This window comes from Cyclobacterium xiamenense, from assembly GCF_900109255.1.
GTDB lineage: Bacteria > Bacteroidota > Bacteroidia > Cytophagales > Cyclobacteriaceae > Cyclobacterium > Cyclobacterium xiamenense.
Genome location: NZ_FNZH01000001.1, coordinates 450,888 through 473,195, shown reverse-complemented (window position 1 = coordinate 473,195; position 22,308 = coordinate 450,888). Strand labels below are relative to the sequence as shown.

At 46.2% G+C, this 22,308-nt stretch carries 17 protein-coding genes; 9 read left to right on the top strand and 8 right to left on the bottom strand.

Annotated elements, in window-relative coordinates; genetic code table 11:
* Positions 1 to 123: 123 nt before the first annotated feature.
* From BMW71_RS01675 to BMW71_RS01665, 3 genes are all read right to left on the bottom strand, one after another.
* Complete coding sequence (locus BMW71_RS01675; RefSeq protein WP_092168578.1) at positions 124 to 1,737, bottom strand: phage tail sheath family protein; 1,614 nt, start codon at positions 1,735 to 1,737, stop codon at positions 124 to 126.
* A gap of 163 nt (positions 1,738 to 1,900) precedes the next feature.
* The gene (locus BMW71_RS01670) at positions 1,901 to 2,278 is read right to left on the bottom strand and encodes a DUF1801 domain-containing protein (RefSeq protein ID WP_092168575.1); all 378 of its coding nucleotides are present in this window, start codon (positions 2,276 to 2,278) and stop codon (positions 1,901 to 1,903) included.
* 244 nt (positions 2,279 to 2,522) lie between these two features.
* Positions 2,523 to 2,906, bottom strand: coding sequence for a DinB family protein (locus tag BMW71_RS01665; protein ID WP_092168572.1), 384 nt, complete (start codon positions 2,904 to 2,906; stop codon positions 2,523 to 2,525).
* Positions 2,907 to 3,202: 296 nt separating this feature from the next.
* Between BMW71_RS01665 and BMW71_RS01660 the strand changes: the two genes are divergently transcribed.
* Positions 3,203 to 4,570 carry an inositol monophosphatase family protein gene (locus BMW71_RS01660; RefSeq protein ID WP_092168569.1) on the top strand — a complete coding sequence of 456 codons (1,368 nt, stop codon included), beginning with the start codon at positions 3,203 to 3,205 and terminating at the stop codon, positions 4,568 to 4,570.
* Positions 4,571 to 4,706: 136 nt separating this feature from the next.
* Here the strand turns inward: BMW71_RS01660 and BMW71_RS01655 are convergent, their stop codons facing one another.
* Both BMW71_RS01655 and BMW71_RS01650 read right to left on the bottom strand, forming a co-directional pair.
* Positions 4,707 to 6,353 carry a RagB/SusD family nutrient uptake outer membrane protein gene (locus tag BMW71_RS01655; RefSeq protein ID WP_177179554.1) on the bottom strand — a complete coding sequence of 549 codons (1,647 nt, stop codon included), beginning with the start codon at positions 6,351 to 6,353 and terminating at the stop codon, positions 4,707 to 4,709.
* A 65-nt stretch (positions 6,354 to 6,418) separates the two neighbouring features.
* The gene (locus BMW71_RS01650; RefSeq protein ID WP_092168563.1) at positions 6,419 to 9,496 is read right to left on the bottom strand and encodes a SusC/RagA family TonB-linked outer membrane protein; all 3,078 of its coding nucleotides are present in this window, start codon (positions 9,494 to 9,496) and stop codon (positions 6,419 to 6,421) included.
* 724 nt (positions 9,497 to 10,220) lie between these two features.
* On the opposite strand from BMW71_RS01650, the gene BMW71_RS01645 reads away from it, so the two are divergent.
* Together BMW71_RS01645 and BMW71_RS01640 are read left to right on the top strand one after the other, a co-directional pair.
* Entirely contained in the window at positions 10,221 to 12,002 is a 1,782-nt protein-coding gene (locus BMW71_RS01645; protein WP_177179553.1) for a PA14 domain-containing protein, read from the top strand.
* Between the two features lie 103 nt (positions 12,003 to 12,105).
* On the top strand, positions 12,106 to 13,983 hold the full coding sequence (locus BMW71_RS01640) for a PA14 domain-containing protein (RefSeq protein WP_177179552.1): 1,878 nt from the start codon (positions 12,106 to 12,108) through the stop codon (positions 13,981 to 13,983).
* A gap of 438 nt (positions 13,984 to 14,421) precedes the next feature.
* Here the strand turns inward: BMW71_RS01640 and BMW71_RS01635 are convergent, their stop codons facing one another.
* Genes BMW71_RS01635 through BMW71_RS01625 form a run of 3 tightly spaced genes read right to left on the bottom strand, consistent with a single transcriptional unit; the run spans position 14,422 to position 17,006 of the window.
* Positions 14,422 to 15,252, bottom strand: a complete 831-nt coding sequence (locus BMW71_RS01635; RefSeq protein ID WP_092168554.1) for a PhnE/PtxC family ABC transporter permease — start codon at positions 15,250 to 15,252, stop codon at positions 14,422 to 14,424.
* 21 nt (positions 15,253 to 15,273) lie between these two features.
* The gene (gene phnE / locus BMW71_RS01630) at positions 15,274 to 16,086 is read right to left on the bottom strand and encodes a phosphonate ABC transporter, permease protein PhnE (protein WP_092168551.1); all 813 of its coding nucleotides are present in this window, start codon (positions 16,084 to 16,086) and stop codon (positions 15,274 to 15,276) included.
* Positions 16,086 to 17,006: a phosphate/phosphite/phosphonate ABC transporter substrate-binding protein gene (locus BMW71_RS01625; protein WP_092168548.1), complete on the bottom strand. Its 921-nt coding sequence runs from the start codon at positions 17,004 to 17,006 to the stop codon at positions 16,086 to 16,088. The genes phnE and BMW71_RS01625 overlap by 1 nt, the downstream gene beginning before the upstream one ends.
* A gap of 225 nt (positions 17,007 to 17,231) precedes the next feature.
* Between BMW71_RS01625 and BMW71_RS01620 the strand changes: the two genes are divergently transcribed.
* From BMW71_RS01620 to BMW71_RS01595, 6 genes are all read left to right on the top strand, one after another.
* On the top strand, positions 17,232 to 17,903 hold the full coding sequence (locus BMW71_RS01620; RefSeq protein ID WP_092168545.1) for a thiamine phosphate synthase: 672 nt from the start codon (positions 17,232 to 17,234) through the stop codon (positions 17,901 to 17,903).
* 154 nt (positions 17,904 to 18,057) lie between these two features.
* Positions 18,058 to 18,846 carry an endonuclease/exonuclease/phosphatase family protein gene (locus tag BMW71_RS01615; RefSeq protein WP_092168543.1) on the top strand — a complete coding sequence of 263 codons (789 nt, stop codon included), beginning with the start codon at positions 18,058 to 18,060 and terminating at the stop codon, positions 18,844 to 18,846.
* A gap of 176 nt (positions 18,847 to 19,022) precedes the next feature.
* Positions 19,023 to 19,763, top strand: a complete 741-nt coding sequence (locus BMW71_RS01610; RefSeq protein WP_092168540.1) for a response regulator transcription factor — start codon at positions 19,023 to 19,025, stop codon at positions 19,761 to 19,763.
* A 90-nt stretch (positions 19,764 to 19,853) separates the two neighbouring features.
* Positions 19,854 to 20,285 carry a phosphonate C-P lyase system protein PhnG gene (phnG, locus tag BMW71_RS01605; protein ID WP_092168538.1) on the top strand — a complete coding sequence of 144 codons (432 nt, stop codon included), beginning with the start codon at positions 19,854 to 19,856 and terminating at the stop codon, positions 20,283 to 20,285.
* Positions 20,282 to 20,884: a phosphonate C-P lyase system protein PhnH gene (gene phnH / locus BMW71_RS01600; protein WP_092168535.1), complete on the top strand. Its 603-nt coding sequence runs from the start codon at positions 20,282 to 20,284 to the stop codon at positions 20,882 to 20,884. Before phnG ends, phnH begins: the two co-directional genes overlap by 4 nt.
* A gap of 273 nt (positions 20,885 to 21,157) precedes the next feature.
* Positions 21,158 to 22,252, top strand: coding sequence for a carbon-phosphorus lyase complex subunit PhnI (locus BMW71_RS01595; RefSeq protein WP_092168532.1), 1,095 nt, complete (start codon positions 21,158 to 21,160; stop codon positions 22,250 to 22,252).
* Positions 22,253 to 22,308 lie beyond the last annotated feature (56 nt).

Here is a 22,308-nt window from a genome sequence, read left to right as displayed (position 1 = left end):
GCCTTGCACGCATGCGCCGGTAGCAATTACCTGCATCGCTTTCTTCCAACTCCATTTTGGCCTGCCATTTTTGTATTCTCAAGGAAGCGGAAAATCCTACCCGGGGCCATCCAACTTTCGGAATTAGTTATGCTTTTCCATGGGTTGTTCAAAGGATATTTCGATAAACTCAGCGGGTTGGCTCAGGGCTACCAAAACCCTTACCCGCAGGATACCGTTCCGAATGTCCTCTGCCGTCATCGTTTCCCCCAGACCAATATGTACCGAGAAAGCATCCGCAGGACGCGCACCGGCCAGGGCTCCCGTTTTCCATTGCTGTGTCAGGAAGTTTTCCAGCATAGATTTGATAGTTATCCAAGTAGCAGCCTGATTGGGTTCAAAGGTATAGGCTTTGACAGCAAACAGCATCGATTGTTCGAGTACCATCGCGGTCCGTCGCACAGGAATGTATCGCCAGTCGGTACTGTTTCCATCCAACGTGCGCGCGCCCCAAACCAGCACCCCTGCTCCCACAAATGAGCGGATAGCATTGACTGCTTTGCCATCCAAGGGGGTATTTAGGTACTCCTGCTCTTCTGAGGAAATGGATACCGATGGGGCAATGACGGAATTAAGGGAGAGGTTGGCGGGGGCTTTCCAAACCCCGCTCGTGGAATCCACCAAGGTGTACAACCCGGCCATTGCTGGCGCCGGAGATAGCTGATTGAGGTACTTTCGCAGCAATCCCATTAGTGAGCTATAGGAATGACTTACCGTCAAAAGCGTTCGGTGCAAGTCAGCGGGAGACAATTTACCGGAAGTATCGGGATTATCGTCCCAGCTATTCAGGGCAGCTGATGTATAATCGGGAAGTTGTTTTACCAGAGATAAAATCCGCTCCTTTCGTAGGGCTTCGCTTTTTGATTCATTTTCGGGGTGATCGACTAACGAAAGTTCCCCACGGATCATTTCAACCTGCCGGCCCAGGCTATCGTCCGTCAGATTTTGAAAGGACAGATCCGATTCGTTTACGATCGTTGTTTCCAGCCAGGGATAATAGGCGGCGGCGTAGCTGAGTGATTCAGTGCCGATCTCTTCGCGGAACCATTCCACAACGGACTTCCCGCCCCAGGGATTTTGCAAAGCTTTGTAGCCCTGGTACACATCCAAAATGGCCATCCGGTTCCCCATCTGCGCGCAATGGGAAATTACCTCGCGGCAAACCCCGTAAAATGCCTCGGCTGTATCCAGCGATACGGCATCGGGAACCAGTACCAGGGTGGGTTCCATTTCCTTTTCCAGGGCTTTCAAACCGGCGATTAGGCTGGCTTCCCGGATGGAAACCTCATCGTTGTATCCGCCTATGGAGACAATATAGCAGGTACCGCCGCCATTTTGGTAAAACAACTGCATGGCCGCATAGAGCCGGTATGCCGGTCCTACCCTGCTCAGGCAATAGCCGTTGATTTCGCCGACCGGTTCATTTACTGCTGTTTCGTTGGTACGCTCCCTAGCTACCACTGCCTGATCCGGCTGGTTCGCTACGTCTCTTTTCGCATGAAGCCGAAACAGGCGTGGAGCGGGTCCTCCAAAAAACTGTTCAAATTCCGAAAAGGAGGTAATACGCCTGGCTTGGTTAGTTGGCCGGTTGGCGGTGTACCCGATAAAAGCGGGAACCGCACTTGGTACTTCCACCACCGAAGAAGGAAAGGCATTTTTTTCTTCGATGTATACGCCTGGTTTTTTAAGTGGCTTCATGTAGCTTGACCGTTTATTTTATAAAAAAAAAGTATTTCCCGCAGGTTTTTTACTCCAGCCGGAGCAGACATATTCGATGCGATTACTTTTGAAAACCAGTTGAAAACGGAATTAACTTTCAAAATTCGATTAACTGGGCCCACCAAATTCAAACCCGCTTCGGTTAGCAATCCGATTCCCCTCCCCTTTCCCACCAGTCAATGGTTTTCTTAATAAAGGCGGGAAGACCTGTTTTAGCCAGCACCACTGACTTTTTTATCCGTATGCAACCCTTTCCGGTATCAAAATCCTGAAGTAATTCCTTCGCGTCTGGAATTTTGGTGATAGTACCTACATACAGGCTGACGTAGGCACGCTGGGCGTTTAGATGAAAAATCGTCCGGTCCTCAAGCCAATAGGCCAGCATCTTGTATTCGATTCCTTCCCTTAGCCTGGATCCCTGGCTTTTAATCAAAACGCGGATTTCCTCCAATAGCTCCTTTCTCCAGTCTGATTCCAACTGTTCCAGGTAGTGACCAACGGTTTCTGCCTCGTATTGCATCGCTTTAATTTTACCGGACTTCGATTAGCCCCGAACCAATAGTTGATTTTTAGCAGCTACCCCGGATTTCCTACCAACTATCGCCTAACCAAAACTGAGGGAAAACCGAATATTCTAAGGTACTAAAAAATATTGACCCCGGTTGCAGGGCTTGCAAAAAATTGCGGTTGGCTCGAAAATGCCGGGTTGGCTTATCCATCGGGCAAGCCGATATTTATAGATCTATGAACCAGGCTTTTACTGCCTATCCTTCCAGCGCCCGTTTGAGGTAAAGCAATGGACCGGTATGGTAGGAGTGGCGATTGGCCATGAGGATAATTTCCCGGAATATCGTGTAATCCGGAGCATGCGCAATGGGGGCAAACAGATCAATCGAATCATCTTCTACCAGCCGGATCAGTTCCTTTCGGTCGGCAAAAAAACCTTCTATAGATTGTTTCCAGGTATACGTGTCCGCTTCGGCTGTTGGCCAATAGTCCTCCGGCCAGTTCATTTCCCGGTAGTTGGGGTTGTTTATAAATTCGATGATATCCCGCTGCGCCCTTCGCATGTGTTCTACCAGGAACCAGGGAGAATGGGGAATGCCCGGCACTTTATTGTTGATGGTCTCCAGCGGAAAGTCGGTCACGGCCTTAACCCGATTTGTGTACTAGTTGACGTTCCAATTCCAATTCTCGAAACCAAAGCTCTTCTTTTTTCCAATTTTCAATGCCAGTTATCGCTGAGTTAATTTGGAAGTTTTCTTTCCTCCATACAATGTGCCCTGATCGTAAAAACTATCGCTTCGAACGCCATTCGTTCAGGTGTTTCTCGACCGGAAATACCTGTAATCCCACTGAGTTTTTAGTAGTTATTTATCGCCAATACCTGAAAAGACGCTGAAAAACTACAAAGCCAGCTTTTTTTCGCAACAAAGCAATCCATATGTCTCCAGCTAACATTTTACTAATCAACTTATTTTATCTTGTGATGTACAAGAAACTACTACCAGTAAATATGGAGGGAACCGTTAAGAGCCATTTAAAACAAATGATTGCCAAAGGCAACACAATTGAACTATTAAATTTCTTTAAGAAACATCAGCACGACCTGTTCACCCCTATCAGTTTGCGGAAATTTCAAGCGCTAATCGAAAAAATTAAGCAAAATAATGAAGCACACCGAAGAGCGCGACACCCTGATAAATTAAAGCCAAGCTATGTTGGTCCATTGGGTGAACTAGTAGACTTGGTGGAAGCGATGGACGAGATTAAACTACAAAATTTTTATACACCGATTGAAAAAGAAGGTAATGATACTACACTTGAGCAGAAAATAACAGCTCTGGGCCTTTGGGACAGTTTGGTAACCTGTGCCCGTGAAGCCGCCGTAGCCAGTGGCATCACGGCAATGGCGTTTTATAATGGGAGTTGGTCGCCTACAAAAGATGTCGGCCCACATTTAGGAAACTCTTCTACCAATGCAGATGTGGCCGCCACAGTTTCTCTGCTACGGGCTGTGGATGCCAAACTTCCCCAGATTTGCCGACAGCTGGGCTGTGAAGACCTTCAATATTTTGCAGAGGAAACAAGCTCTCCAACCAAAAGTATGGTGGAAAAACAGGTGGGCCCGTCGCTTAAAAGTAGGATAAAAGGGGAGCGAGAGTTCTTTTCACCAAAAACCAATACCATCCGGGTAATTGCTGATGCGATCGATGGAACCGGCAACTTCAAAAAAGGATTTCCCATCTTTTGCTCTGCTGTGGCCATTATCGTAAACAACACCCCAAGGGTTTCGGCTATTTACGATCCAGTCCAACACATCGTTTACACGGGTTTGCTGGCGGGCATTCCAAAAGAGAGAGATCCTTTAAATACTGCTAATAAATGGCATGTTTCCATCGGCCTAAAGATTCCGGTCTTGCCGATTGCTGGCAATAGACGTTTGTCGGAGGAGCACGTTGGCATTCACTTTACAAGAAGCAAGCATAATGAGCAATCACTTAAAGAAATGATCGGGTTGATCGAACATTTGGTCGCTGCTTCTTCAGGAGTTTACGCGGTCAACAGTGGGGTTTTTTCGTTAGCGGAGGTCGCTAGGGGAGCACTTGGTGGTTTCATCAACAACAAAACAAACCCGTGGGATGTAACGGCCGGGGAAGTGTTAATCAAAGCCACGGGGGGTCAGGTCACGGATTTTGGGCAAAAGCCGATCGATTACACCCGACCTGGACCTGTATCTGTTATCGCTGCACCCAACCGCCAACTTTATGATGAGCTTTGGCAGATTGTGGAAAGGAAAACCGCTCGATAAAAAATTGGCTACAAATGGATGCATGCCAGTCGGCCCGCATACTACTTCCACATCAATGAACCATGCGTTTGTAACAAAAAAAGCTGGGACGTCCGTCCCAACTTTTTCGAATAGTCATTTTGTACCCGCTACTTAGTTACTGCGGGTTTTGTTTCAATAACTCGGGATTGGCATCTATTGCGGTTTGCGGAATCAGAAATGTCCTACGAAATGGATCGCTGTCGGTTTTGGAGGTCCACGTATCTTCGAACCTACCAAAACGGATCATATCAGTCCTACGCACCATTTCCCAGTAAAGTTCGTACGTCCTTTCGCGCCAAATAGTTTCCAAGTCGACAGCGGAAAGTTGCCTGGGGTGGTTGCGAGCAGCACGGATGATATTGAGATCGGCCAATGCCCCAGCCTCATCACCACTACGCAGTTTGGCTTCCGCGCGCATCAAATACACATCAGCTAATCGGATGAGCGGGATGTCTTGCCGGCTGAAATTTCGACCATTGGTCGCTACTGGATCCACTTCGTATTTAGAAACCCTGGCACCATCGGAGTGGCCGGTATTGTTTTCCAAATCCACTGCCACTGAAAAATTGACCGCTTCGCCAGTTCGGCGGGTATTGAATAACATTTCGATCGCCAAATCACCATTGGCATCCCGTTTGAATCCGGTGCCTTCACCGTTCAAGACAATACCGTATTGCTGACCTTGTAGGATCCCACGATTGACAGCCCAATCTTCTTCAGGGACGGAAGTTACCGTGCCATCCTGTGGCACAAATACTTTGGAATACCTCTGATCGTCGGTATTATCTTGCCAAAGTTCCCAAAATTCGGGACATATTGAAGCACCATCGGTGCCCGCAGAGTTCAAATTGACCAGACTGAAATGCTGGTTACGTGCCAAGGCAAACCAGGTAAATCTTCCTCCGTCATTCCGGGTATCGCGCTGATCGTAGGCGAAAATGAACTCCGGATGATTGTTGTTGTCTAGATTGAACATGTTGAAGTAATCTTCCGTCTCCAACGCATATTCGCCAGAATTTATGATCCGATCACAATTTTCAATGACCAGATTCATGTCCTCGTTGGCAAAACTAACACTAGAGCCGTAGCGATCCAGATACACGCCACGGTTGAGATACAATCGTGCTTTGTAGCCCCAAACAGCCCCCTTAGTCAACCGGCCTGAACCAACTTGACTTTTAGTGGACAGGTTGCTCTCGACGCTTTCCAACTCTGCTATGATGTAATCGAACGCTGCCCCGTCCCGCAGCACCGTGGATTCTTCATTCAAGTCTTCTGTATTTTTCACAAACACCACATTAAACAAATCGAACAAGTACCAATTGTATATCGCAGCCATACCCCTGGACTCAGCGGAAAACAATGCAGCTTCGGCCCCATCGATAAAAGAAAGGGTGTTGATGGCAATGGCCCCCCTGGCAACGCCCCGGGTCAGTTGGTTCCAAACAGCAGTAGCCCGGCTGTGGGATGATGTCCAAGAGTGTTGGTGGGCTTCGATGAGCCTACCGCCGTTGAACCAATCGGAGCCACCTCGGAAAGGCACAATAGCCGATTCTGTGGTGATTTCCTGCAGGAGCAGGTAATCTTCATGGCCGTTAAACAGGCCGTACATTTCTGAATAAACAGGAGCTGTGATACCCACAGTGGCGCCTTCCCCCTGGAGCAGATCCCGGTTGAGGGCCTCATCTAAAATCTCCTCTTCCAAATCGGTACAAGCGACAAAAGAGGCGAAAAAGAATAGATAACAGATACTTTTTTTCATGATAAAATTGCTAGTTAACATTTCTTAAAACCAGTTTTATTAGAGTTTTTGGACAATGAGGCTTATCAAAAAGCAACATCCAAACCGACCATAAAAGAGCGTGCCCTTGGGTAGTTGATGTGATCGATTCCAAAGGAAGTGATGCCACCCACACTCTGGTTCACGTTCACTTCTGGATCAAACCCGCTATAGTCGGTGATGACAAACAGGTTTTGCCCGGTTACAAAAACACCCAAAGTTCTGGCCCACCTGAAATCGGCGAGATCAAAGTCATACCGAAGGGTTGCATTGTTCAAGCGAAGGAAATCACCCTTTTCAAGGTAGCGAGTAGATTCGGTTGCCGAGTTGGTTGCCCCTTCCTCGGGGTTAAAATACGCTTCGGCAATATTTACCCCTTGCGAAAGCTGTGGATTATTGAAGTAAGCATTGGCAGTGTTGCTGTAAATCACATTTCCTGACACCCCATTGAAGTTGTAGATAAAGCTAAATCCGCCATGCCGCAGTGTGCCGTAAAAGTTGTAGGTAAAATTAGGGAGTGGTGAACCAGAAACCACCCGGTCACCAGCCGTAATGACACCATCGCCATCGGCGTCGCGGAAGATGTTTTGCCCGCGTTCGTCAAAACCCAGATGTTCGCGCAAAAAGAATGTACCGACTGGTTCGCCATTTAGGATTGCAGCGGAGGTTACCCCCGACAACCCTGGCCCATCCAAATTACCGGTAGCCAGTAGCGAAAAAGGTGCATTCTCCACGCGGTTGTCGAGAATCGTTGCATTGGCACCCAATTCGTAAATGAATTTTCTTGTACGAGGAGAACTGTAGTTTACCGACATTTCCAAACCCTCGTTGATAATATCCATATCGATGTTTTCCCAACGACTTGAAGTTGGGGAAATAGGATCAGGCACGGTCAGGTTCAACAACACATCGGTGGTGTTCTTATAGAAATAATCAACAGTACCAAAAATTGAACCATTGAAAAGGGCAAAGTCAAGGCCGATGTTGGTTTGTGTCGTCACCTCCCACCTTAGATCAGGGTTTGCAGTTCGGTTGAAAATGAAACCGGCATCCACACCTGAATTACCTGGGCCGACTGTCACGGGATAGCCGCGGTCGCGCTCATCGACAGAAGCCGTCAAAGAAGGCTGAGTGATTTTGTTAGGGATTTCCTGATTACCGGTTGCGCCCCATCCTGCTCTCAATTTCAAATCGGAAAAGGTAGTAGAACCGGCCATAAAACCATCTTCACTTATCCGCCAAGCACCTGATAAAGAAGGAAATACACCGTACTTATTGTTTTTTCCGAATCGGGAAGAGCCGTCCGCACGGAGTGTTGCAGTTAGCAAATATTTATCGGCAAAGGTATAGTTGGCCCTGCCAAAGAACGATTGCAACTCGTTGATTTCCCCACTTCCTCCTGCATCATTGATATCGATACTTGAACCGATTTGCGGGGCAAAGACGGGATCGATCTCGTCGGTCGTAAAATTGCGAATGCCCCAGCGGTTGCTGCGTTGGAAGAACCTCTGATACGAATGCCCTGCCAAAAAGGCGAGTTCATGTTCCCCGAAAACCCTCGAATAATTCACAAAATTTTCAATGAGCCGGTTGGTGTTCTCCGCCGAAGCAAACTGGATTTCTCCTTCAGGGGTTTCAATTTTCGGCAAACCGCTGGGTCTTGCGAGGTTTTCGGCATTGCTAACCCCCCTATCCATGGCAAAGTTCACTTTGTACACCAGCCCTTCGGCAATGTTGAACGAGCCTTCAATATTCCCTAATACCCGATCCAACCGTGATTCGGGATAGAATAACTCTACGCTGGCAAAGGGGTTCCTGCCATTGGGGAATATGAATAAAGAGCCGTCAGGGTTGCGGACGGGGTAGGTTGGGTTAGCTCCCAAAATATCGGGAATTAAACTGCCAAAGTTTGCACCAGCGTTGTCTAGTTTACCAATCCCCAAGTTAGCTGTATGCCCTGCTGTCAGGTTAATGCTCAAACTGGCACGGTCTTCTAACAATCGCTGGGAGAAATTGACCCGGCCTGTGTAGCGTTTTAACGAGTTGGTTTCTTGAATACCCTCTTGATCGAGCGAACTCAAAGAAGCGTAGAAATCCGAATTTTCGCTGCCACCGCTGAAAGAAATATTATGGTTCTGCGTGAAGGCAGTTCTGAAAAATTCATCTTGCCAATTGGTGCTATTATTTCTATCGTAAATGGTTATTTCACTGGTATTACCGATGCCTTCTTGAAAATCAATGAATTGCTCCGTACTCAATACGTCGATCTTCCTGGCAATGTTAGATACACCAAAGAAATTGGAGTAATTCACGCTTGATTTATCGATGCTTCCTTTCTTGGTCGTGATGATGATGACACCATTGGCTGCCCTGGAACCATAAACGGCAGCCGCAGAGGCGTCTTTCAGCACATCGATGGATTCAATGTCGGCGGGGTTGATGAAGTTCAACGGGCTGGGTGCGGGGCTGTTGCCAAAGCCCACGCTTCCTCTATTGGCATACGTGTTGCTACCGTTGTCCAGCGGGACTCCATCAACAACGATGAGTGGCTGGTTGCCTTCCCTAAGTGTGGAAACTCCTCGAATCAAGATGGTCTGGTCGGCGCCGGGTTCGCCGTTAATACCCGTAACGTTCACCCCTGCGAGTTTACCCTGCAAAAGTTCAGCAGGAGAAGCGATAATCCCATTGTTAAAACCATCTTCCTTCAAACTGCCCACCGCCCCAGTCAAGTCAGCTTTCTTTTGGGTGCCATACCCAACCACCACCACTTCATTGAGCAGCGCATAATCTACCCTCAAACTAACGTTGAAAATTGATCGGTTGTTAACAGGCACCTCTAATGTTTGATACCCGAGGTAGTTGATAAGCAGCGCCTCTGCCCCCTCCGGTAACGTGAGCCTGAATTCACCATCGGCGTCGGCCGCCGTACCTTCGGAGGTACCCTTAATGTTTACTGTGGCGCCGGGCAAGGGTTCCCCTGTATCAGCATCACTAACCTTCCCGGTAATGATACGGTCTTGCCATGTTCCTGTGCCTGCCAGCAAAGGAGGGGTAGCAACGATAGGACTGAGCAGTACCAAAAAGGTAGCGAATGATACTGCAATTCTTCGTAAGGAGTTTTTCATAAAAGGTTTACATAAAAGTTTATACAAAACCGAGTAGTTGAATCCCTAACAGACAGTTACATTCTAGATAAACCGTTCCTTATCTGGTACGTTCAACACTCATATACTCCAACAAAATAACTACTTGATTATCAGCCTTCCATTAGGTTTCTGTTTAATAAAAATAAGGGATAATTTAGCCGTATGAGCAAATCAATAGTTTGTAATTGGTAGTTTGAACTAAATTCATTTCCCGTACCCATATCTCGATTTATCTGCTGATTAAAATAAATAAGGACTGGATATTTCCAAAACGGCACTATTAGTAATTCTGGTTTCGAAAGAAAAGCTATATTAAAAAACCCGTCGATTATTAAAAAAAAAGCAAAAATGCATGTAACAGGCAACTTTTATCCTCTAAAGAAACTCTTTATTAGCATTGAATGAGAAAAAAGTGATATAGGTTTTTAAAATTCGGATTTCCCGAGGGGAGGAAACACTATTTTAATCAAATGCATATTATTTCTTAGTATCTTAGTAAAAAACCTTCCAGATATTTACCGCGATTATGTGTAAAACACCTTTATCGGTTTATTTCAAGATCGTTTTCTCACCTACATCCATGCAAAAGTACTTTAACTCTATATGTTTTCTGATGTGGTCACTTTCCGTATTAGCACAGGCACCGGAGCACTTCCAATCAAACTTACCAACAGAAAAAAAGCCTTGGACCAACCTTCAGTTCTTGGATAATCCCGACCATTTCCAATTTGCCATTATCGGTGACCGCACGGGCGGGCATCGCCCTGGGGTTTTTGCCAAAGCAGTTGAAAAGTTAAATATCTTGCAACCCGAATTTGTCATGAGCGTTGGCGACCTGATAGAAGGTGATTCCCAAACATGGGAAGGCCTTGAGACCGAATGGTCCGAATTTGATTCTATCCTTTCACCACTGAAAATGCCCTTTTTCCACCTTCCGGGCAATCATGACACGGGCACCAGCCCCACAAAACGTAGGTTCTGGGAAGATAAGTTTGGGATACGCTACTATTACTTTATTTACAAAGACGTGCTTTTCCTGGCTTTGGAATCCAATGAGGGGCAAGGGGAACGCATCGAAGACGAACAATTGGCATACGTCAAGAAAGTGTTGGAAGACCATGAAGATGTCCGATGGACGCTGCTTTTCATGCATCACCCGCTGTGGGACTATAGCCACAATACCAATTTCGAACAAGTGGAAACCATGCTTGCCAATCGGAAATACACCGTGATTGCGGGTCACCAGCATACTTACCGCTATTTCAGCAGGAAAGACCGAAATTACTACATCTTGGCTACAACAGGCGGTGGAAGTTCACTACGCGGTCCTTCTTACGGGCAATTCGACCACATTACCTGGGTGACGGTGACAGAAAACGGCCCAATTTTGGCCAATCTGATGCTCGATGGAATCCTCCCACACGATATCACCAATACCGAGCTGGTGGCGCTCTCGCAAAATTTAGTTAAAAGTACCAGCTTCGAGGGTGTACTTTTAACTCCCAGCGCAGACATATTTGAAGGGGGGATATTGCAGGTAACTGTTCAAAACGATGCCGAACATCCCCTTCATTTAACAGGAAGGTTTTTCCACCACCATTATGTGCTAGCCTCAGAAGGCAAGGTTAAACTGACCGTTCCGCCCCGGAAGCGTTCACACTTTATGGTCGACCTGCGCGTAATCGAGCCTTTCCCTATTTCATATCAAATGGCCATAGATTTTGATTGGTCGATCAGCTACCATTTACCGGAACACCCGGATTTGTCGCTACAAGGCGTGCTTACTGTCCCTTTGGAAGCCAGCACGGTGGATATCATTCCCACGCGTAAGGCGCAGTTCTTGTCATCGACCGAATTGGTGATGGTGCAGCCAAGCAAGTTGGGTAAAATACATTACACCCTCGATGGAAATGCACCCACCCAATCTTCTCCCGTCTATGAAAAGCCCATCCGCATAGAAAAAGATCAAACTGTCCTCGCCCAAATCTTTGACGGGCAAGGAAACGGCACCCAACCCGACACCTGCATAGTAACAAAAATTGAAAGTGGTGGTGGGCTACGTTACCATTATTTTGAATATGATCCCCAGAAAGTGGGGCGATGGGAGCTGTTGCCCAATTTCAACCAATTGATTCCTACCGTCTCAGGTACTACACGAAATTTTGACATTACAGCTATTGAGCAACGCGAATACTTCTATGGGCTTTTGTTTGAAGGAAAACTGAAAATCGATAAAAGCGGGAACTACACCTTTTACATTCATTCCGACGATGGTTCCAAATTGCTTATCGATAACGAATTGGTTGTGAATAATGACCAAACTCATAGTGCCAGGACGGAGCAGGCCAGCATTCGATTAAAAAAGGGCACATATAATTTGAAAGTGCAATATTTCCAAGATCGGGCTGGCAATGTGCTAGAGGTTCATTGGGAAGGACCCGGTTTTTCCAAGCAACCCCTCGATTTTGAGAAGTTGAGTTTTTGAATGAACCATTTCAGCCAAGAGTCCCGATCTCAATTTGCCAAACCCGTTTCCAAGAATCTCAGCTATGAAAAACACGCTTCAAAAACACTTCAAACGTGAAAAAATGAAAAAAATACTTATCCTATTGGGCCTGCTTGCCTATGCGTTCTCCGGCCATGGCCAGCAAAGTGAACACTTCGAAGCCGATGTGCAGGAAAAAAATCCTTGGACTGCCAAACCATTTTATGACGATCCGCTTCACTACAAATTTGCCATTGTCAGTGACCGCACAGGCGGGCTGAGGCCTGGGGTTTTCAAGGATGCGGTAAAAAAACTCAATTGGCTTTTGCCCGAATTTGTTGTGAGCGTTGGCGATTTTATACCAGGAGTAACTACGGACGAAGCAAAAATGGACAAAGAATGGGCAGCGTTTGAAGGAATAATTGACGAGTTGAGAGTACCCTTTTTTTACCTGCCCGGCAACCACGACATTTCCAACGAACCTATGCGGAAAAAATGGATCGAAAAATTTGGGCGCGCCTATTACCATTTTTTGTACAAAGATGTCCTCTTTCTTTGTCTTGATTCGAATCCGGAAAACGCCGAGACGATCGATGAAGTACAGGTTGCTTACTTTGCCGAAGTGTTGGAAAAGTACCCAAATGTACGCTGGACCTTTGTCATGATGCACCATCCTCTTTGGACTTACGGTGAATTTGCTGGCGGTTTCAACGAGATAGAGCGGCTGGTGGAAAGCAGGCCGCATTCCGTGATTGCCGGGCACAACCACCGCTATCTGTACATGCCTCGCAAAAATGCCAACTACTATATTCTCGCCTCCACCGGCGGTGGGAGCCAGTTGCGCGGCCCGAAGTTCGGCGAATTTGACCATGTAACGTTGGTCACCATGGATGAGCAAGGGCCTGTGATGACCAACCTGAAGCTGGATGGTATTTTGGGACACGATGTCACCACCGTCGCCGATTATGAAATGGCACAAGGACTAATCAACAGCACCAATTTTGGTCATACACTGCTACTTTCAGATGATGGGGAAGAAGAGGCCCACCTATATCTTCAATTTACCAATCCTTCGGATTACCCGCTCAACATTTATATGCGGTTTTTCCACGATCACCTTTTGTCGCCAATTCCCCGTGAAAAAGCTTGGGAACTACCCCCCCACAGTTCGGAAAGTGTACAGGTGAAAATCAGCCCAAAAAACGAGGTGGGCAAATTGCGCTCCAAAATATTGACGTTGGATTGGACCATGAGCTACGAGTTCGAAGACCAGGAAGACCTTTCTTTGAGCGGTTCGAAAATAATTGAAATGTCGCCTTCCGCTGTGCCTGTCATCAGCACAGTGAACCCCGTTTTCGACAAAAAAATGTTAGTAGAAATGGCCGTACCTTTGGAAGGAGCAGAAATTCGGTATACGCTTGATGGCACCAGGCCCAGCCTCGAAAGCGCAAGCTATACCGAACCCATTGCCCTCGACGCTACTGCCACGGTCAGCGCACGAATTTTCAAAGAAACGTTCGGGAGTGAGACTGTTGAAAAAATGTACCGGAAAATTCCACCGGGCACCGGGGTATCCTTCGAATATTTTTCCGGAAGATGGCGAAAGCTACCCGACTTCGATACACTCGTAGCGGTCAATAAAGGAATAATCGATACTTTCGATCCAACGATCATCAAGATGCACGAACACCATTTTGCTGTTAAGTATCGAGGAAAAGTGCAAGTGGAACAGAAGGGGAAATACACATTTTACACGACGTCTGACGATGGTAGCCAACTTTTCATCAATGGTATATTAGTAGTAGACAACAACGGTGATCACGGACCCATGACCAAATCAGGCGAGGTGGTGTTAAAAAAAGGCCAACATGACCTTGAAGTGCACTACTTTGAAAACATTGGAGGTGAACTGTTGATAGTCGAGTGGGAAACTGCCAACATGGAGCGGCAGGAAATTCCTTTCTCGCTAATTTCCCATTGACCGATTTTCGCTACCTTATGTCCCATAATATGACCATCGTGCCCGCTTACCATGACGCCCGTTGGGTGATTTTGTCCATAACATTCCTTGGCATAAGATAAGCGTGGGCCATGTTAATGCTGTCAAAAGATTAAGCTGGTAGTAGGATGTGGAAGGTCAACTCTGGGTATACAAGCGTGACCCGTGGGGCAGGTTGGCATGGCTACAGTCACTATAGCATAACCCAACAAGTTTCGGTATCGTCCGGCCTGAAGTGTAACTACTGCAAGGTAAATTGAAAAATACCCGGGCGAAAGATCAAAAGTATTTTAATAAAGTGCAGTCCTCATTATCCCCAGCGGTCAAAAAAATCGCTTTAGCAGACTTTGTAAAAAATAGTGCCCACGATGGCTGATTGGCAGCTTTAAGTAAAAAATCTGACGAAAATGCCTTTCCTTTTCAGCCATTCCGCATCACGCTGGTCCGCAGGAAGTTGGAAATCCTTTCGGAGGAAAAAATAAGAACAACGATCACCAACATCAGAGCCACCGCACTGGAATATTCCATCATACCCATGGCTATATAAAGGTCAAACCCCAAGCCGCCCCCGCCAAAAATCCCTAAGCCTATGGCCCGGCGTATATTCACGTCGAAAGCGTAGAAAAAATGGCTGATAATGGTGGGCGAAGCCTCTGGCAGCAAGGCAAACCAGACGATTTGCAAACGGCTACCCCCCGTAGCTTCTACACTCTGTAAAATTGCATCATCTACTTTTTCTATGGACTCGGCAAACAATTTCCCAAAAGTGCCGATAGTGGTGATACTCAAAGCCAAGGTGCCTGCAAAAGGACCTATCCCAGCCAAAATCAAGAAAAAAAGCAGGATAATGAAAGAAGGGATGACCCTTTCGGCAGAGAAAAGGGAGTAGACCAAGCCGTTGAGGATTTTTTGCGGTACGATGTTCCTTGCCGCCAAAAAAGCCAATACCAATGCAACCATCCCCCCGACAAAAGTTCCCAAAAAAGCCATAGCAATGGTGGAAATAGCCGACTCGAACACATGGGGATTGTGGAAAAGATAATTAAAATTTGGCGGGAAAACCTCCCGTAAAAATGCCCATGCAAACGGCAACTCGGTAATCATCAATATTGGGTCAAACCCGATGAGCAAACAAATGCTCACCACCATGACCGATACAGCAACTACCTGTGCTACCTTGGCACGGTGCCGGACAGGAGGCCAATAATTGGGCTCGGTTTTGGAGGAAAATAATTTACTACGGTTGGACATGGATTCGGTACATTATAATTCTCAAAAAGCGTTTCGAAAAGTTTTCTTTCCATCAACGCTTTTACGCCAATAGCCTGATAGCTGTTCTGAGGCAAACACCAAAGCTAAAATCGTTAGGATTGCAACCGACATTTCCGAATAAGCCAAATAGTTGTAAGCTTTCAATAATTCATACCCAATTCCCCCAGCGCCGATCGCACCCAACAGCACCGAAGTACGAACATTGATCTCGAACCGTAAGATGGTATTAGCGATCAGCGAAGTGGCTATTTCGGGGAAGACACCGAAAAGGATCACCTGTAACTTGGTCGCACCAACAGATCGTAACCCCTGAATAGTAGATTCGGGTATTTCTTCTATTGCATCGGCATACAACTTACCTAACATGCCAATGCAAGAAATGGCAATAGCAACCACGCCAGGAAACATCCCCAACCCAAAAATGACAATCAGCACTAAAATAATCAATACCTCAGAAATGGAACGTTCCAGAGCGATAAGGATCCGGGAAATGTGGTTAGCCCACCGGGGGCTTAGGTTTTCAGCCGCGTAAACCGCGAAAAAGAAAGAAAGAATACTCCCAAAGACCGTTCCCAAAATAGCCAATAGCACCGTTTTAGAAGCAGCTATCAACATAACGGGCAGTACTTCCCATGCCGGATACAAAAAATCGGATAACAAGTTCAAGATCCGAAAGTTTTTTTGTTCAAACACCCGCATGTCCACCTCTACTAGCCAAGCGGAAAAAATCAAAAAAGGGAATAGTATAAAGAACGGCCATAATCGCCGCCATTGCTTCCGTAATTTGAACTTTCGATAGCCGGCGGTGTCCATTACTTTCCAAACATTTCTTTTTTAGTTAAAAGTGCCATTTCCCTGATTTCGTTCCACAGTTCTTGCCGAGCGGGGAAAAGAATGACGTCACGATCACTTACAGGACTGATACCGTACCAGATTTCAGGCGCTTCTTGACACATATCAACCATCGCCTTTATCGCCTTCTGTTTTAGTTCTAGGGGCAGGTTAGGCCTCACTACATAGGCATCTGTTTGGATAGGATCTGATTGAAATAACGTGACGAAATCATTTTCAGTAATTTTGCCCGACTGTAAAAACTTGTTGATGGTGATGTTCATGACGGCAGCCACGTCCACATTCCCCGAAAGTGTTGCCATGAGAGAGGCGGTGTGGTCTGGACAGTACAACACCTCTTCGAAATCAGTTTCAGGGTTAATGCCGTTTTCTTTCAGGTATTTACGGGGTATCAAATGCCCCGAGGTAGAGGCTGGGTTACCAAACGCTAACTTCAAGGTATGGGCTTTTTCCTTAACATCTTCGATTGTCTTCAAATCCTTTCGCGTCGTGATGAATAGAGAAAAGTAAGAGCCTTTTCCGGTGTCTTTGTGCCCACGATATGCTATAGGTTCTATGCCTGCTTTCTCTTCTGCAATGACGAACGCAAAAGATCCCAAAGTGGTCATTTCGATTTTGTTCGCCCGCAATGCCTCAATCGCAGGGGCGTATCCTAGAATCTCATAAAGTTCTACAGGCATTTCGAGTTTCTTTTCCAAATATTGCCTGAAACCGTCCAATTCTGCCATTTTCTCCCCCACATCGACATCTGGCGGACGATAACCATAGCGGAACACCTGCGGAACCTGGCTCCCACTGTTTTCCACATCCGTACAAGAAACCATCACCAAACATACGCAAAAGATATAGACACCCTTCATCGTTGATTTTTTTACTTTCATCCAAACTTAAAAAAGAAAAACTAGCACCAGATTAGGATTTAGTTACGTGTAGGTATTTTTGTGGTTATAATCTTGCAACCCATGCCCACGGTATTTGGTAGGAAACGTTCTGTAACTATCTTTACAAGAATCCGATGCCTTATCAAACGTGTAGCCGTCGGGAAAAATTAGGAAGTGTAGCCAGATTAGTAGCAAGTGAAACAGGAATAGATAACGATTATTGGTATGAAAATCATTTTACTTTCCGACTTTTACCCAGTCCCTGAAGAGCATCTATTACTTCATAATCTTTTCGAACAAGGGCTCAGGTATTTTCATCTCCGAAAGAAAAACTATACAACCGATGAAATGGTTGCTTATTTGAATAAAATCCCCTCCCAGTTCCTTGACAGGATTATCATCCATTCCCATTTCCATTTGGTTGAAGAGTTTGGGCTGAAAGGAGTGCACTTCAACAAAGCTTACACCGTTCGGCATTTTATGCAGGACAACAGCCATACAGTGGAGCGGATGCGGGAAAAATACCGGCACATTAGCCACTCGGTGCATTCCCTCTCTGACATCCAAAACAACGATTTTCCATTTGACTACCTTTTTTTAAGCCCCGTTTTCGACAGCATCTCTAACAAGGGATATAATAGCCAAATCAAAATACTAACGATCAAAAAGTTTTTTAAGAGTGAACCGGATCATGTGGATGTGATCGCTCTTACGGGCATCACCGCTGAGAAGGTAAATAGCATCTATCACGCAGGGTTTAACGGCATGGGGCTTTTGGGGCACATTTGGGTGGCCTATAAAGAAAATGGAAATTTGGAAAATGCTCTGGAAAAATTCAAAAAGGTGAAGGCCAATATTGTGCAAATTCAAGCCGTTGCTCCAAAAGTATTTGGATGAGAATACCTCTGGCAGGTGGGGAAGGCTGAATTTTGCACACTATTACAAGGGTCCTCAAAAATAAAAAACCCTGCCTCCCTACCTGATAATCGGGTTTTCTAAAAAGAGTGCACAAAAATCTCAAACGTTTATACGCTAACAAACCTCTTTTCCTATGCCTCTAAAAATCATTACCCTTAACACTTGGAAATGCGATGGGAATTATTTTCAAAGGCTTAATTGGATGGCGGATACTTTGGCAGCTCTTCAACCTGATATTATATTGTTGCAAGAGGTTTTCCGATCGGTGGACGGGACAATGGCCACGGATTTTTTTTTGAAAGACCGCCTTGGACTGCAGGTTTATTGGATACCTGCGCGTAGGAAATTCCGCCAATTGGCGGGGCAAATGCTGGACAGCCATTCGGGTTTGTCAATTCTTTCCAGGCATCAAAGTGACTTCAACGAACCCCTATCCTTACCCAGCAATGAATCAGATGGTGGAAGAGTGGCGCAGCTGGCCGCTTTTAAAATAGCTGGCCAACAACTTCTTTTTGCCAATGTGCACCTTTCCCACCTGTCTAACTGCAACGGACTCAAAATCCGGCAGGTAAAAGCTGTACTCGACCGACTCACTGAAATCCCTTTCGAACTAGGGTTTTTGGCAGGCGATTTTAACAGCAGGCCCCAATCGAAGACGGTGGAGTACCTTTTAACGCACTCTAAATGGCACATCCGAGATACATACGCAGCCACCGAAACCGCAGAAAATGCTACAGTTGGTGCTACTTTTTGCCACCAAGGTGTAAGCAAAAGAATCGACTACATCTTTACTATCAAACGAACGTTGCAGTCCGAAAAATGGGAGACCACTCAATCACGAGTTGTTTTGAATGAACCTAGCCCCAGGGGCTTACTGCCAAGCGACCATTTTGGAGTGATGACCACATTGAAACTTGTTTAAAAAGCTTTCTGTGCTCGCTACTTATCTGGCTACTTATCCCTTTTATTACCAATGGGTTAACAAATAATCGTAAATATTTACGATAGGTTAAACCCTCTAATCCAATACTAATACTAAGGAAATACTTAAGTAAACCTCGCTGCCTAACTTTAAGGGTAAACCAACCTCTCTCAACCATGTATCGATCATCTATTCTACTCATCGAAGCTAACGCCGATACCTTGCAGGCGCTGACGTCTAACTTCCAACGGGAAGGTGCCACTGTAACCACATTCAACAATGCAACAAGGGGTTACGATTACCTCAAAAAGGGTACAGCCGATCTAATCGTTACCGATTGGAACATGGCCATTTTTGACGGCCTAGACCTCTGTAAGCTCCTCAAACGCTCGCAACAACATGCCCACATTCCACTGGTAATGCTCACCGACCGGGAAAGCGAGATTGATGCCGTCACCGCATTGGAGGTAGGTGTCGAGGATTACATTAGGAAACCCGTAAAAGTTAAAGAACTCATCGTTAGGATGAAGAATATTTTACGGAGGAAAGAAAACTATTATCCTGTGCATGGTTTAAGCAATGGGCTTACTGCATCAGCCGAAGATCGCCCCATCGCTATCCGGCAACCGGTGATCAAGCTAAACGAGGTAAGTTTGGATAACTACAGCCATAAAGCATACTTGCTCGATAAAGAGTTGAGCCTTACTTATTCAGAATTCAAATTGCTGGAGCTATTTATTTCGAACCCTAGGCGGGTATACCAGCGTAGTACGATTATCGAAAAAATCAGCGGAATAGATTATTTTGTAACCGAACGGTCTGTGGATGTCATGGTCGTGGGTCTGAGGAAAAAATTGGGAGAATACAAAAAATACCTGGAAACTGTACGCGGGGTCGGATACCGTTTCATAGGCTAATGCTGAATTCTAATCTATTCCTATTCGTAACTTAATATCTTTCAAATAACGCCCTTGTTACTTTGGGAAAAGTTGATCGCTATACGTATTATGGAATTAATTGAAAGAGATTATATTTTGTGCGAATGCCCTTTGAAGCATTTGGTGGACTTTGTGGCCAAGCTGGAAGACCAATACGAGATCACAGTCAGCAAGGCGCCCGAGATATGCCTGACCATGGTCAAAGCGGAAGATTCAGTAGAAGGGCAAGCGTTCTTTTTGGGCGAAGCGCTCACCACCACTTGTGAGGTAGTAATAGGCAAGGAATCCGGTTTGGGGATCGTGTTAGAAGACCAGCCGGAACGGGCATATTGCATCGCAGTACTGGATACCCTAAGCAAACTAAAAGACAGAAATTGGCCCGAAATCGATGCGTTTTTGAATGCTGAAAAGGCCCAAATCATGAAGGCGGAGACCGAAGCGCACACGAAAATTATGCAATCAGCTGTAGATTTTAAGCTAATGGACGACGCGCACCCATGATGGCGAACGCAACACCATATGACCCAATTTTTGATGCCCAACGCCATTTCAGGGTGCTTTTAGACTGCATGGCCCGGCCGGGAAAAATCGCGGGTTTGGCAGATGTGCCGTTGGCCATGCCAACCGGACTCGGCCTACCAGCGGCTTTGATCGGCTTTGCTTTATTGAATGAATATACCAGTTTTTGGATACATCCTTCCCTCTCTGAAGCATCATCGTATTTCCAAAGGCAAACTGGAAGCCGATCCTGCCCTTTGGAAAAAGCCGATTTTCTTTTTGGATCGGTCTCTATGGAAACCAATTGGGTGCAAAAAGCTCCATTAGGGACGGCAGAATATCCTGAAAGCGGCTCCACATTGATCGCGGAAATCAACGAAATAAGTAATGAACCGCTAAAAGGAACAATGGCAATAACGCTGAAAGGCCCAGGAATAGACCAAGCAAAGACGTTGCATGTTTCCGGCAAAAGCGAAAACTTCTGGCACGCATTACGCGAAAAAAATGAGAATTACCCCTTGGGTGTTGACACCTTTTTGGTGACCAAATCAGGTTTAATTTCCGCTATCCCCCGGTCTACCAAGTTGGATTGGGAAAGGTGAAAACGGCGGGATGGAACGAACGTTACTTTTGGAAAAAGAGATGGACTCGAAGAAGTCGAAGGCGAAACATAGTGCAAGGGTTATTAAATAATGCATGATATCATATGGCCGCTTGACGACAATTTTAAACCTATGAAACCGAGCCTGCCTACCGGACAGGCAGGTAGGACATACCCGTCACACACCGGGATCATTATAAGTTATGCGAGATTCCATAGCCTGTCCCGACTAGTCGGGATGACCACAAAAAGACAATTATAAACAAATGAAAAAATGGGATATGTAGCGGTTCAAGGAGGGAAAGAGGCGATTGAAAATGCGCGCCAGTTGGTGCAGTACTATCGGCTCCAGTCGGGCACGAAATCGATTGAGGTGAACCAGTTGAGGGGCCAATTCCGTTTAGGGATAGACAGGGTGATGGGGGAAGGATCACTTTATTCCACAGAATACGGTGCATTGGCCGTAAAACAAGCCGAAGGGGATGTTTTGGAAGCGGCTTTTATTTTACGCGCCTTCCGGGCTACATTAAGCCGAAACTTTTATTCCGAGCCACTTGACACGCGGAATATGCAAGTCATACGCCGTATTTCTGCTTCCTTTCGGGAAATTCCTGGTGGGCAGGTACTGGGGCCAACCCGCGATTATACCCAACGATTACTCGACACCGAACTTGCCTTTGAAGCCGACGAGGAAATAGAAGCATTTTTCTCCAAGTATGAAAACCAACTAGCGGAAGTGCCAAAAAAATTGCCCCGAACATTTAGCAAAGTGATCGACATTTTGAGGGAGCAAGGATTGCTAAAAGAAGTGGGCGACCGAGAAGACAATCGCCTCATGGATATTACCCGTGAAGCTGTGCGTTTTCCCGCCCCACGTTCCGCTCGACTACAGATGATGGCGAGAGGGGAAACCGGAAGCATTATGGCCTTAGGGTACAGCGCGATGCGGGGCTATGGGGCAGTGCACCCCACCGTTGGCGAACTGCGCGTAGGGTACACCAAAATCCATGTCACCGACCGGCTAGGGAAGCGACGATACATCGGCAAGATCATGGTCACCGAAGCAGAAATGGCTTCCCAAGCCGAAACCAACCGCGAAAAGAATGTGCCCTACATTGCCATAGGTTACGGCCTTTGTTTTGGACAAAACGAGACGAAAGCTATCTGTATGGGCATCCTTGACCGGGCCATGCGAAAAACCAATAAAGATGCACCGGCCAACGACCAGGAATTTGTGCTTTACCACACGGAAGGAATTGAGGCGATGGGATTTACAAACCACCTAAAACTACCCCATTACGTGACTTTCCAATCCGAATTGAAAAACTTGAGAAAAGCTATGGCGCGTGAAGCCAAAACCAGTGATTGATATTCCCGATTTTGTTTTAAAATTTTCCACGATGCACAGGGCCTTGTGGTTCTTTG

Excerpts from the sequence above, each read along its gene's own strand:
- phnG (WP_092168538.1), top strand. The coding sequence starts at position 19,854 with ATGGAATTAATTGAAAGAGATTATATTTTGTGCGAATGCCCTTTGAAG.
- BMW71_RS01610 (WP_092168540.1), top strand. The coding sequence starts at position 19,023 with ATGTATCGATCATCTATTCTACTCATCGAAGCTAACGCCGATACCTTG.
- BMW71_RS01595 (WP_092168532.1), top strand. The coding sequence starts at position 21,158 with ATGGGATATGTAGCGGTTCAAGGAGGGAAAGAGGCGATTGAAAATGCG.
- phnE (WP_092168551.1), bottom strand. The coding sequence starts at position 16,086 with ATGGACACCGCCGGCTATCGAAAGTTCAAATTACGGAAGCAATGGCGG.
- BMW71_RS01660 (WP_092168569.1), top strand. The coding sequence starts at position 3,203 with ATGTCTCCAGCTAACATTTTACTAATCAACTTATTTTATCTTGTGATG.
- BMW71_RS01615 (WP_092168543.1), top strand. The coding sequence starts at position 18,058 with ATGCCTCTAAAAATCATTACCCTTAACACTTGGAAATGCGATGGGAAT.
- BMW71_RS01625 (WP_092168548.1), bottom strand. The coding sequence starts at position 17,006 with ATGAAAGTAAAAAAATCAACGATGAAGGGTGTCTATATCTTTTGCGTA.
- BMW71_RS01650 (WP_092168563.1), bottom strand. The coding sequence starts at position 9,496 with ATGAAAAACTCCTTACGAAGAATTGCAGTATCATTCGCTACCTTTTTG.
- BMW71_RS01620 (WP_092168545.1), top strand. The coding sequence starts at position 17,232 with ATGAAAATCATTTTACTTTCCGACTTTTACCCAGTCCCTGAAGAGCAT.
- BMW71_RS01635 (WP_092168554.1), bottom strand. The coding sequence starts at position 15,252 with ATGTCCAACCGTAGTAAATTATTTTCCTCCAAAACCGAGCCCAATTAT.
- BMW71_RS01655 (WP_177179554.1), bottom strand. The coding sequence starts at position 6,353 with ATGAAAAAAAGTATCTGTTATCTATTCTTTTTCGCCTCTTTTGTCGCT.
- BMW71_RS01640 (WP_177179552.1), top strand. The coding sequence starts at position 12,106 with ATGAAAAAAATACTTATCCTATTGGGCCTGCTTGCCTATGCGTTCTCC.
- BMW71_RS01670 (WP_092168575.1), bottom strand. The coding sequence starts at position 2,278 with ATGCAATACGAGGCAGAAACCGTTGGTCACTACCTGGAACAGTTGGAA.
- phnH (WP_092168535.1), top strand. The coding sequence starts at position 20,282 with ATGATGGCGAACGCAACACCATATGACCCAATTTTTGATGCCCAACGC.
- BMW71_RS01675 (WP_092168578.1), bottom strand. The coding sequence starts at position 1,737 with ATGAAGCCACTTAAAAAACCAGGCGTATACATCGAAGAAAAAAATGCC.